The 12,609-nt window shown below is 37.9% G+C and carries 11 protein-coding genes; 10 read left to right on the plus strand and 1 reads right to left on the minus strand.

From position 1 onward, the window contains the following. Positions 1 to 10: 10 nt before the first annotated feature. The 8 genes from CD172_RS08820 to CD172_RS08855 all read left to right on the plus strand — a co-directional run bounded on the left by CD172_RS08820 (position 11) and on the right by CD172_RS08855 (position 9,508). A complete protein-coding gene (locus tag CD172_RS08820) occupies positions 11 to 1,285 on the plus strand; it encodes a dihydroorotase (protein WP_060550864.1) in 1,275 nt (424 codons plus the stop codon). Further along, positions 1,285 to 2,379: a carbamoyl phosphate synthase small subunit gene (locus CD172_RS08825; RefSeq protein WP_103346130.1), complete on the plus strand. Its 1,095-nt coding sequence runs from the start codon at positions 1,285 to 1,287 to the stop codon at positions 2,377 to 2,379. Before CD172_RS08820 ends, CD172_RS08825 begins: the two co-directional genes overlap by 1 nt. Next, positions 2,379 to 5,552, plus strand: coding sequence for a carbamoyl-phosphate synthase large subunit (gene carB / locus CD172_RS08830; RefSeq protein WP_103346131.1), 3,174 nt, complete (start codon positions 2,379 to 2,381; stop codon positions 5,550 to 5,552). The genes CD172_RS08825 and carB overlap by 1 nt, the downstream gene beginning before the upstream one ends. Positions 5,553 to 5,563: 11 nt before the next feature. Next, complete coding sequence (locus CD172_RS08835) at positions 5,564 to 6,328, plus strand: dihydroorotate dehydrogenase electron transfer subunit (RefSeq protein ID WP_103346132.1); 765 nt, start codon at positions 5,564 to 5,566, stop codon at positions 6,326 to 6,328. Then, the gene (locus CD172_RS08840; RefSeq protein WP_103346133.1) at positions 6,325 to 7,242 is read left to right on the plus strand and encodes a dihydroorotate dehydrogenase; all 918 of its coding nucleotides are present in this window, start codon (positions 6,325 to 6,327) and stop codon (positions 7,240 to 7,242) included. The genes CD172_RS08835 and CD172_RS08840 overlap by 4 nt, the downstream gene beginning before the upstream one ends. A gap of 4 nt (positions 7,243 to 7,246) precedes the next feature. Continuing rightward, positions 7,247 to 7,939: an orotidine-5'-phosphate decarboxylase gene (pyrF, locus tag CD172_RS08845; protein WP_103346134.1), complete on the plus strand. Its 693-nt coding sequence runs from the start codon at positions 7,247 to 7,249 to the stop codon at positions 7,937 to 7,939. Beyond that, complete coding sequence (pyrE, locus tag CD172_RS08850; protein ID WP_103346135.1) at positions 7,939 to 8,547, plus strand: orotate phosphoribosyltransferase; 609 nt, start codon at positions 7,939 to 7,941, stop codon at positions 8,545 to 8,547. Before pyrF ends, pyrE begins: the two co-directional genes overlap by 1 nt. Positions 8,548 to 9,094: 547 nt before the next feature. After that, complete coding sequence (locus CD172_RS08855) at positions 9,095 to 9,508, plus strand: VOC family protein (protein ID WP_103346136.1); 414 nt, start codon at positions 9,095 to 9,097, stop codon at positions 9,506 to 9,508. A 357-nt stretch (positions 9,509 to 9,865) separates the two neighbouring features. On the opposite strand, the gene CD172_RS08860 is transcribed toward CD172_RS08855, so the two are convergent. Then, entirely contained in the window at positions 9,866 to 11,578 is a 1,713-nt protein-coding gene (locus tag CD172_RS08860; protein ID WP_103346137.1) for an Rqc2 family fibronectin-binding protein, read from the minus strand. Between the two features lie 160 nt (positions 11,579 to 11,738). Here CD172_RS08860 and gmk point away from each other — a divergent pair, with 160 nt between their 5' ends. Both gmk and rpoZ read left to right on the plus strand, forming a co-directional pair. Beyond that, complete coding sequence (gene gmk, locus CD172_RS08865; protein WP_037564775.1) at positions 11,739 to 12,362, plus strand: guanylate kinase; 624 nt, start codon at positions 11,739 to 11,741, stop codon at positions 12,360 to 12,362. Next, entirely contained in the window at positions 12,362 to 12,571 is a 210-nt protein-coding gene (rpoZ, locus tag CD172_RS08870; RefSeq protein ID WP_037564773.1) for a DNA-directed RNA polymerase subunit omega, read from the plus strand. The genes gmk and rpoZ overlap by 1 nt, the downstream gene beginning before the upstream one ends. Positions 12,572 to 12,609 lie beyond the last annotated feature (38 nt).

A 12,609-nucleotide genomic window follows, 5' to 3' on the forward strand; every position in this document is an offset into this window, starting at 1 on the left:
AGAGATTGAAATGATCTTAATTCAAAATGCAAAGATGTTAGAAGCAGGGACATTAAAACGTGTAGATGTGTTAGTTGAAGCAGGAAAAATTAAAGCCATCGCAGATAAAATTGAACCTCAAGCTGAAATGGACCAGATTGACGCTCAGGGGCATTTCTTATCAGCTGGTTTTATTGATGTGCATGTGCATTTAAGAGAGCCAGGTGGTGAGCATAAAGAAACAATTGAGACAGGCACACTTGCTGCAGCGCGTGGCGGATTTACGACAATTTGTCCTATGCCAAACACAAAACCTGTTCCAGATTCAGTAGAACATATGCAAAGGTTACATCACTTAATTGATGAAAATGCCCACGTACGTGTATTACCTTATGCGGCCATTACAGAGCGTCAGGCAGGTAAAACGCATGTTGATTTTAAGGCGTTAGCCAATGAAGGAACATTTGCATTTACAGATGATGGTGTCGGTGTTCAAGAAGCGGCTAAAATGTATGAAGCGATGCAACAAGCACAAGCTGTGAATAAAGCCATTGTCGCACATTGTGAAGATAATAGTTTGATTTATGGTGGCGCGATGCATGAGGGTGAACGTAGTAAAGCATTGGGTATTCCTGGAATTCCTAGCATTTGTGAGGCAGTACAAATTGCACGTGATGTACTCTTAAGTGAAGCAACAGGTTGCCATTATCACGTCTGTCACGTATCAACTAAAGAAAGTGTACGCGTGATACGCGATGCCAAAAAAGCAGGTATACCAGTGACAGCTGAAGTTACACCACATCATTTATTATTATCAGAAGACGATGTGCCTGGAGATAACGCCATTTATAAAATGAATCCGCCTCTAAGAAGTACCGAAGATCGCCAAGCACTGATTGATGGTTTATTAGATGGCACAATTGACATCATTGCGACTGATCATGCACCGCATGCTGCTGATGAAAAAGATCAACCGATGACGCGTGCACCTTTTGGAATTGTAGGAAGTGAAACGGCTTTCCCACTTCTATATACACACTTTGTTAAAACAGGGAAATGGTCATTACAACAATTAGTAGACTATATCACAATTAAACCTGCTAAATTATTTGACTTACCGTTTGGCAAACTTGAAGAAGGCGCGCCTGCAGACTTAACACTCATTGATTTAGATGTAGCATATGACATTAAAGCGGAAGACTTTTTATCTAAATCTTCTAACACACCATTTTTAGGAGAGCGTGTGTATGGTAAAACTTTATTCACGATGGTTGATGGAGAGATTCGTTATAAGGGGGAAAAATAATGTTTGAGAAACGTTATCTGGTACTTGAAGATGGAACGGTATATACAGGTTTTAAATTAGGTTCTGATGCATTAACAAGAGGGGAAATTGTTTTCAATACAGCGATGACAGGCTATCAAGAAACGATTTCTGATCCTTCTTATACAGGTCAAATCATAACATTTACGTATCCATTAATTGGAAATTACGGCATTAATCGTGAGGATTTTGAATCGTTAGTACCGACACTTAATGGTGTTGTAGTTAAAGAAGCATGTTCAACACCTAGTAATTTCCGTGCTCAAAAATCTTTAGATGAAGTATTAAAAACATTCAATATTCCAGGAATCAGCGGTGTAGATACACGCAGTATTACGAAAAAAATTCGTCAACATGGCGTACTTAAAGCTGCATTTGTTGATCATAAAAATGACATAGATACGACGATACAAACATTAAAAACAATTGAATTTCCACGTACTGAAGTGCCAACAGTTTCAACGAAAACACCATATGTCTCTACGGGATTCAACTTACATGTTGTCCTTGTAGACTTTGGTAAAAAACAAAATATTGTGCGTGAACTCAATGCTCGCGGATGTGAAGTCACGGTTGTCCCTTATGATACAAGTGCAGAAGCGATTTTAAACATGTCTCCTGATGGTGTCATGCTATCAAATGGGCCTGGAGATCCTGAAGATGTACATGTTGCGATTGAGATGATTCAAGGCATACTAGGGAAAATTCCATTTTTTGGCATTTGCTTAGGACATCAACTGTTTGCACTCTCTCAAGGTGCAACATCTTTCAAAATGAAATTTGGACATCGTGGTGCCAATCATCCTGTTAAAGATTTACGCACTGGAAAAATCGCGTTGACGAGTCAAAACCATGGATATGCGATTGATGCTGCATCGATTAAAGCTACCGATTTAGAAGTGACCCATATTGCGCTAAATGATGGTACTGTGGAAGGATTACGTCATAAGACAGCGCCAGCATTTTCAGTGCAGTACCATCCTGAAGCATGTCCAGGTCCTACAGATTCTAACTATTTATTTGATCAATTTATCACGTTAATGCTAGACCATCAAAAAGAAGGGGTGCGTTCATAATGCCAAAAAGAAATGATATTCAATCCATCTTAGTCATTGGTTCAGGACCAATCATTATTGGGCAAGCAGCAGAATTTGATTATGCCGGAACTCAGGCGTGTCTGGCTCTAAAAGAAGAAGGGTACCGTGTTATTTTAGTCAATTCGAATCCAGCGACGATTATGACTGATAAAGAAATTGCCGATAAAGTTTATATTGAACCACTTACGCATGATTTTATCGCACGCATCATTCGTAAAGAACAACCTGACGCATTATTGCCAACTTTAGGTGGACAAACAGGTTTGAATATGGCGATTGAACTTCACAATAGTGGCGTACTCGCTTCCAATAATGTGAAGTTACTTGGGACAGAACTCGATTCAATAGAACGCGCTGAAGACCGTGAACGTTTTCGCACTTTAATGAATGAATTAGATGTTCCTGTACCTGAAAGTGATATTGTCAATACGTTAGAACAAGCCTTTCAATTTAAGGAACAAGTAGGTTATCCATTAATCGTAAGACCAGCTTTTACGATGGGCGGTACAGGTGGTGGTATTTGCCACAATGATGATGAGCTCAAAGAAGTTGTGTCTAACGGATTAAAATACAGTCCGGCTACACAATGTTTAATTGAAAAATCAATAGCTGGATATAAAGAGATTGAGTATGAAGTGATGCGCGACAAAAATGATAATGCGATTGTCGTATGTAATATGGAAAACATTGATCCTGTTGGTATCCATACAGGGGATTCAGTTGTCGTAGCACCGAGTCAAACATTATCCGATGTTGAATATCAAATGTTGCGTGACGTCTCGTTAAAAGTCATCCGTGCTTTAGGTATTGAAGGGGGATGTAACGTCCAACTTGCGCTAGATCCTCACTCGATGAAATACTACATCATTGAAGTGAACCCACGCGTGTCACGTTCATCGGCATTGGCCTCAAAAGCTACGGGTTATCCTATAGCTAAATTGGCTGCCAAAATTGCGATCGGTCTAACTTTAGATGAAATGAAAAACCCTGTTACTGGCACATCGTATGCTGCATTTGAACCTGCTTTGGACTATGTTGTTTCTAAAATTCCGCGATTTCCATTTGATAAATTTGAGAAAGGTGAACGCGAATTAGGTACGCAAATGAAAGCAACTGGTGAAGTGATGTCGATTGGTCGTACGTATGAAGAATCATTGCTTAAAGCAATTCGCTCTTTGGAGTATGGCGTACACCATTTAGGGTTGCCAAATGGAGAATCCTTTGACTTAGATTACATTAAAGCGCGCATTCAAGCACAAGATGACGAACGTTTATTCTTTATCGGTGAAGCAATTCGACGTGGGACTTCTTTAGAAGAGATTCATGAGATGACAAAAATCGACTACTTCTTCTTAAATAAATTTAAAAACATTATCGACATGGAACACGCATTAAAAGCAAATAAAGGGGATATTGATTACCTGAAATTTGCGAAACGCTTCGGATTTAGCGATCGTGTGATTGCGCATCGTTTTGAAATGACAGAGCAAGAAGTTTATCAATTAAGACAACAACACAACATCTACCCAGTATACAAAATGGTAGATACGTGTGCAGCTGAATTTGAATCTGCAACACCTTACTTTTATGGCACATATGAAGAGGAAAATGAGTCTATCGTCAGCGATAAAGAAAAAATTATCGTCTTAGGCTCAGGTCCAATTCGGATTGGGCAAGGGGTTGAATTTGATTATGCGACGGTTCATGCCGTATGGGCGATTCAAAATGCAGGTTACGAAGCAATCATTGTCAATAACAACCCTGAAACCGTATCAACTGACTTCTCTATCTCAGATAAATTGTATTTTGAACCACTCACTGAAGAAGATGTGATGAACATCATTAACCTAGAACAGCCTAAAGGGGTCGTTGTTCAATTTGGTGGACAAACTGCGATTAATCTTGCAGATAAACTTGTTAAACATGGTGTTCACATCCTAGGAACGACGCTTGAAGATTTAAACCGTGCGGAAGACCGAAAAGAATTTGAGGCATTATTAAATCAAATTAATGTCCCTCAACCTAAAGGAAAAACAGCAACATCAGCAACAGAAGCACTGGATAATGCACGAGACATCGGTTATCCCGTTGTTGTACGCCCATCCTATGTCTTAGGGGGACGTGCGATGGAAATTGTATATAATGACGCTGAGCTTGAAAATTATATGAATGAAGCGGTTAAAGCAAGTCCAGAACATCCAGTATTAGTCGATCGTTATCTCACTGGTAAAGAAATCGAAGTCGATGCGATTTGTGATGGTGAAACGGTGATTATTCCTGGCATCATGGAACATATCGAACGAGCAGGGGTACATTCAGGAGATTCAATCGCAGTGTATCCACCACAAACATTAAGCCAAGAAGACATCGACACTTTAGAAGCATACACAGTTAAGCTTGCGAAAGGCTTAAATGTTATCGGGTTGATTAATATCCAGTTCGTGTTAGCACATGATGGGGTATACGTGTTAGAAGTTAACCCACGTTCGAGTCGTACGGCACCATTTTTAAGTAAAATAACAGAAATACAGATGGCGCAACTTGCCATGCGTGCAATTATGGGAGAAAAATTAACAGACATGGGCTTTAAGCAAGGGATTCAACCATATAAAGAAGGCGTATTTGTGAAAGCACCGGTGTTTAGTTTTAACAAATTAAAAAATGTTGATATTACACTTGGACCTGAAATGAAATCAACAGGTGAAGTCATGGGACGTGACCTTACATTAGAAAAGGCACTATTCAAAGGATTAACAGCAGCTGGGATGGAAGTCAAAGATTATGGAACGGTTTTAATAACTGTGAGTGATAAAGATAAACAAGAGATGGTCAAAATCGCAACACGTTTAAATGAAGTAGGTTACAAAATCATTGCGACGAAGGGGACAGCTCAAATACTAGCTGACCATGGTATTCAAGTGGAAACGGTAGGTAAAATAGGCGGTCATGACGATTTACTTCACAAGATTCAAGATGGCGACGTACAACTTGTCATTAATACAATGACGAAAGGTAAAACGATAGAGCGTGATGGATTCCAAATTAGACGCACATCTGTTGAAAATGGGGTGCCATGTTTAACATCTTTAGACACAGCAAATGCATTAACAAACGTGATTGAAAGTATGACATTTTCAATGCGAAACATGTAGGGGGCGTTGTAGTGGATAAATTAACAGTACTTTCTAATGAAGCAATTGCAGATTGCATTTATGAATTAAAAGTGAGTGGTCCAAGTGTTTCTAAATTAAAACAACCTGGTCAATTTGTGCATATTAAAACAGGTCAAGGATCACTACACATGTTGAGAAGACCTATTTCCATTTGTAACATTGACAGCCAAAAAAACACGTTTACGATGTTGTTTAGAGCTGAAGGGGAAGGGACGCAAAAAATTGCGGCATTAAAGGCCGGCGATCCTATCGATATCATTGCGCCGTTAGGAAATGGTTTTCCAGTTGAAAAAGCAAAAAAGAAAGCTTTACTAGTAGGGGGCGGTATCGGGGTGCCCCCGTTATATGAGCTTTCAAAACAACTCAATCTGAAGGGAATTGAAACGGTTCATGTATTAGGATTTCGCTCAAAAAAAGATGTGTTTTACCAATCACAATTTGAAGCACTCGGTGAAACGCATATCGTTACTGAAGATGGTAGCTTAGGTAAAAAGGGTTTTGTTACCAATGTGATTGATACGTTACCAGTTGATTATGATATTTACTACATGTGTGGCCCTAAACCGATGTTAAAGGCTTTAACGGAGTTGTACACTCTTAAAGATGTTCCAGGATATATTTCTCTAGAAGAACGCATGGGATGTGGCATCGGTGCATGTTTTGCTTGTGTATGCCACGTGCCCGATAGCGCCACTGACTATGTAAAAGTGTGTACGGACGGGCCAGTTTTTGAAAAAGGAGCGGTAGTTTTATGAGCCGATTAACAGTTGAGATACCTGGACTAACTTTAAAAAATCCAGTCATGCCAGCAAGTGGATGTTTCGCATTTGGTGCAGAGTACAGTCAGTTTTATTCTCTATCAGATCTCGGTGCCATTATGATTAAAGCGGCTACGAAAGAAGCACGCTTTGGCAATGAAACGCCACGTGTTGCTGAAACAGATAGTGGAATGATTAATGCAATAGGGCTACAAAATCCAGGTGTACACCATATTTTAGAGCATGAATTAAAAGCATTAGAAGCGTATGATGTACCAATTATCGCAAATGTCGCGGGTTCTACTGAAGAAGATTATGTATATGTAGCAAGTCATATTTCTAAAGCACCGAATGTCAAAGCACTTGAATTAAATATTTCGTGTCCAAATGTTAAAGAAGGCGGTATGCAGTTTGGCGTTGATCCTGAAGTAGCTGCTTCATTAACTCGAAAAGTAAAAGCGGTGTCAGAAGTGCCCGTGTATGTTAAATTATCTCCTAATGTGACGAATATTGTAGATATGGCAAAAGCGATTGGTCAATATGCAGACGGCTTAACAATGATTAACACGCTCGTAGGCATACGCATTGATCATAAAACAGGGCGTCCGATTATTAGTAATGTTATTGGTGGCTTGAGTGGTCCAGCAATTAAGCCTGTTGCCTTACGTATGGTGTATGAGGTTCGTAAAGCTATGCCAACGATTCCTATTATAGCGATGGGTGGCATTCAAAATGCGCAAGACGTGATTGACTATATTTCAGTCGGTGCGGATGCCATTGCTGTAGGAACAGCTAACTTCCAAAATCCATGTGTTTGTAAAGAAATTATAGATGCCTTACCAAATTTATTAGATGACCTTGGTGTGCATCATATTCATGAACTGAAAGGACGTACGCAGAAAGGGTTGTAAAATAATGAAGAATACTCCAATTATTGCACTTGATTTTGCATCACATACAGAAGTCATTCAATTTTTAAAACAATTTAATGAGCCACTGTTTGTCAAAGTTGGAATGGAATTGTTTTATCAAACAGGACCTTCATTGATTAAAGATATTAAGCAATTAGGACATGATATTTTTTTAGATTTAAAACTCCATGATATTCCAAATACAGTTGGCAAAGCGATGGCAGGGCTTGCGAAATTAGAGGTAGACCTTGTCAATGTGCATGCTGCTGGAGGCACTGAAATGATGACACGTGCAGTAGAAGGATTAAAAACGCATAATCCTAACATTAAAATCATTGCAGTTACACAACTAACTTCTACAACTGAAGAGATGTTGCATCATGAACAAAATATTCATACAACGATGGAAGAAGCAGTGCTTAACTATGCTAAACTGGCGCAACGTTCAGGTTTAGATGGTGTCGTGTGCTCTCCATTTGAAACGGCGTTGATTAAAGCGCACTGTGGTGACAATTTCTTAAAAGTCACACCTGGTATACGTCCGAAACATAGTGATGTGAACGATCAAAAACGTGTGACGACACCTGAAGAAGCTAAACACCTTGGTGCTACACATATCGTTGTCGGACGTCCAATCACAAAAAGCACAGATCCTGTCAAAGCATATCATCAAATTAAAGAAAGTTGGTTAAACTAATGGCGAAACACATTGCACAAGCATTACTTGATATAGAAGCAGTTTCCTTATCACCTAATGACATGTTTACATGGAGTTCTGGAATTCAATCACCAATTTATTGTGATAACCGTGTCACGTTAGGTTATCCAAATGTACGTGAAGCGATTCGAGATGGCTTAATCGAGTTAATTCAAAACCATTTTGAAAAAGTAGATATCATTTCTGGTACAGCTACAGCTGGTATCCCACATGCAGCATTTATTTCAGATAAAATGAATTTACCAATGAGCTACGTACGATCAAAGAGTAAAAGTCATGGAAAACAAAATCAAATTGAAGGTGCATTAAGTGAAGGTAAAAAAGTAGTTGTGATAGAAGATTTGATTTCGACAGGTGGCTCATCCATTACTGCAGTAGAAGCATTACGTGAAGCGGGGGCCGACGTTTTAGGCGTCGTTGCTATATTTACCTATGGCTTACGTAAAGCGGATGAACAATTTAAACAAGCACAAGTTCCTTTCTACACTTTAAGTCATTTTGATGAACTTGTAGACGTAGCAGTTGAGCGTGGCAAGATTTCTAAACAAGATGTAGAGGGTTTAATTCAGTGGCGTAACACGTTGTAATGAGGAGATAACTAGATTATGGATGCTTCACATCATCTATTAAAAATCGCGGGAGCATTTCTTAAGTAATAAGCAAACCCCTTTCAAATTCATCCTTAAGTAGCATTTGAAGGGGTAATCATCGTATAAACATAAGGGTGACGAAAGGACGTCACCCTTTCTATTGAAAAATATTTTATCCTACCGTATACAGGTGCACATCAATGACATACCTTTGATGTGCATTTTTAGGTTATAGTGCTTATAAGTCAATTTTACGCATCGCTTTTACCCATAAACTTTATCTTAAGAACCAACGTGCAAAAGCATAACCTATAAGCATAATAACTAAAAGGACAAGAATAGGTATCACTAAATTTATACTTATCATCTTGATTTTCCTCCATTCATGATTTAATTCCATTGTAACGGGTTATATACATAAGTGAAAGTTAAAAAGAATCTGGATATGGGCGTACGGTGCCTCGTTTCACATTGTGCGTCTACTCATATTATAATTTGGTGGCATGTGACATAAGTCTCAACCACATCAAGGAGGACTTACGTAATGAAAATACCTAAAATTACGACGTTTTTAATGTTTAATGGTGATGCTGAAGAAGCAGTACATTTGTATACGTCTTTGTTTGACGATAGTGAAATTATCACGATGGTGAAATATGATGAAACCACACCTGATTACGCTGGTAAAGTGCAACACACGATTTTTAAACTTAATGGTCAAGTCTTTATGGCTATAGATAATATGAATGGAACAGATATTGAAATGAATCCGGCGATGTCATTATTTGTTACTGTTAAAGATCAATATCAAATGGATGTACTTTACAATGGTTTGAAAGATGGCGGTGCAATATTGATGCCAAAAACGGAAATGCAACCTCAATACCGTGAATTTGCCTGGATTCAAGATAAATTTGGCGTCAAATTCCAACTCGCATTACCTGAATCAAAGAAATAAAATTTAAAATTCTAACACGTCTCTAAAGAACCACCTAGCTGTGGTGGTCACATTATAGAATAATTAAATCAATTAATTTCATCATATAATAGGTTTGGGACATAGATCATTAAACCTATGATTGTCCCTAACGCCTCGCTTTTCTAGGCGCCTTACCTCAAAATGGATTTTCGGTAGCGACTCAATGCCTCAGAAGTCTCGGCTAAGGGATTAATCACAATGCATCATAGTGTCCATCACTAAGACGAAATCGATTTATATAGATAAATAATAGCTAACAAAGTTCATGTATAAAGGAATTTTGTTAGCTTATTTTTAATTAACAGGTCTGATAAGCGCAGCCCTTTTAATCATGTATTAATTTTTATGATTCTCGTGTTTTTTCAAAGCTGTAATTTTATCAAAGTCGGGCGTTGCAAATAATGTTTTTTGATTATCATACGTGACAAACCCAGGTTTAGCACCACTTGGCTTATGGACGTGACGAATTTCAGTATAATCCACTGGAATTTGCCCAGATTGCCCAGCTTTAGAGAAATAAGCTGCAATCATTGCTGCTTCTTCGATCGTTTGATTTGAGGGCTCATCTGCCAGTATAACGACATGACTACCTGGAATGTCTTTTGTATGAAACCAAAGATGAGACTTTTTCGCTAATTTATTTGTTAGATAGTCATTTTGTTTATTATTTTTCCCAACCTGTATCGTGTCACCATCAGATGAAATATATGTTTGTAATGTTATTTGTTTGCTTTTTTTAGTTTTCTTTTGTTTGCGTTGCTTTACAAACCCTTGTTCAGCTAATTCTTCACGAATATCATCAATTTCATCCACAGTAATATGTGCAAGTTGTTGTTCAATGTTTTCAAAATAAGCAATGTTTAATTTTGTAAGATCAATTTGGTGTTTTAATTCGCGCTCACGTGTTTTAAGGCGATTGTATTGTTTGTAATAAAACTGTGCATTTTCAGCTGGAGATTTCATTGGATTTAGTGAAATGGTAACTTCTTCACCGGTATAATAATTAATCGTCGTTAGAGACGTATCGCCGGGTTTTAATTGATAAATATTCGCTGTAATCAATTCACCATAAAGTTGTTGTTCATCTTTATTTAATGTTCCTTCTAATTCGTCAACGAGCTTACTGAGTTTATTTGAATTTTTCTGTAACAGTTGGTGAACGAGTTTGACTAAGTCATTCGCACGTTGTTTGACACGTTCGCGTTCACCTCGAGCATCATAAAATCGATCTAACAATTCGTGTAAAGAATCAAAGACGACTTGGTCATCATAAAACTGCGTTAATGTCATAAAATAAAAGTCTTCTTTACCCGTTTCATGGTTTTTATGAAATACAGGTGTAAGAGTGTGATCGATGTCTTTAAGTACTTCATCAAATGCTACGGGCAATGTTTGAGGTGTCATAAACTGCCTGCGACTTGTAATTTCTTTCGTAATTAACGGAGAAAATCCTTCGAAAGTGTGTAAAAGCTGACGGTCAATTTTCCCAGCATTGAAATCGATAAATCGTAATACTTCTTCACCTTTAAACGTAAACGGATTCTGTTTATTTTGTGATGGTGGTGCTTCATAAGCGAATCCAGGCATTACAGTACGATATTGATTTGTATTGGGTGTTAAATGCTTAAACCCTTCAATAATTTTTCGTTCTTCGTTCACGAGGATGAGGTTACTATGTTTTCCCATTATTTCCAAAATGACTGTGCGATAAATGGTATCGCCTATTTCATCTTTACTCATAATATCGATTTCTATGCGTCTATCATTGCCAATTTGGCGGATGGATTGAATAATGCCACCTTCAAGATGTTTACGGAAAACACGCGCAAACATCGGTGGTTCAAAAGGATTATTATATTTCTTTTCCGTTAAATGTATACGTGCAAAATTAGGGTGAATGGATAACAACAATTGATGGTTTTGACGATGTTGTCGTACGACCATAATAATCGTGTCATTTTCGGGTTGGTTAATTTTATGAATACGTCCAGAGACTAAAAATTGAAGAGATTCAACCATTTTACGTGTAAAAAGTCCATCAAATGCCATAATTATGTGCCACCTTTACTAAAATTCATTGATTCATTATAACATGCACATGCGTGTAATGCAGATTAAACATTTCTGTAGGTAAGCTCTATACAATAGAATTATAATTATGGTAAGATATGTTAATAACTATAGAATAGCGAAGGAAAGGTCGTAAGGAATGGATACTGAAAAAGGCTTACTTATAGTACTCTCAGGCCCTTCTGGTGTAGGAAAGGGCACAGTTCGAAAGCGGATTTTTGATGATCCAACGACATCTTATAAATATTCAATTTCAATGACAACACGTGAGATGCGTGTAGGTGAAGTAGATGGCGTGGATTATTTTTTCAAAACAAGGGATGAGTTTGAAAAATTAATAGAAGACGATGCATTTATCGAATATGCTGAATATGTAGGGAACTACTACGGAACGCCAGTTCAATATGTAAGAGATACGATGAATGCCGGTCATGATGTCTTTTTAGAAATTGAAGTTGAAGGGGCAAAACAAGTGCGCAAAAAGTTTCCGGATGCTTTATTTATCTTCTTAGCACCGCCAAGTCTTGACCATTTAAGAGAACGATTAGTTGGACGTGGAACGGAATCAGAAGAAAAAATTCAAAGTCGCGTCAATGAGGCACGTAAAGAAGTTGAAATGATGAATCTTTATGATTATGTCGTAGTGAATGATGAGGTTGACCTTGCGAAAGACCGAATTCAAGCTATTGTAGAAGCGGAACACTTAAAACGGGAACGTATCGAAGCAAAATATCGAAAAATGTTATTGGAGGCCAAAAAATAATGTTATATCCACCTATTCATCAATTACAAGATAAGATTAGCTCTAAATATTTAATTGCAACGACAGCTGCAAAGCGTGCACGTGAAATTCAAGCGGATCCAGAACATTTATTATTAAATGACTATACGAGCAAAAAAACAGTTGGACGTGCTTTAGAAGAAATCGCTGCTAATAAAGTACATCCATATGTTGACCCTAAAAACTTCTAAGCTACTCGATTGCTATGAATCTAGCAACTGAAGTTGAA

It is taken from the genome of Staphylococcus agnetis, from assembly GCF_002901865.1.
GTDB lineage: Bacteria > Bacillota > Bacilli > Staphylococcales > Staphylococcaceae > Staphylococcus > Staphylococcus agnetis.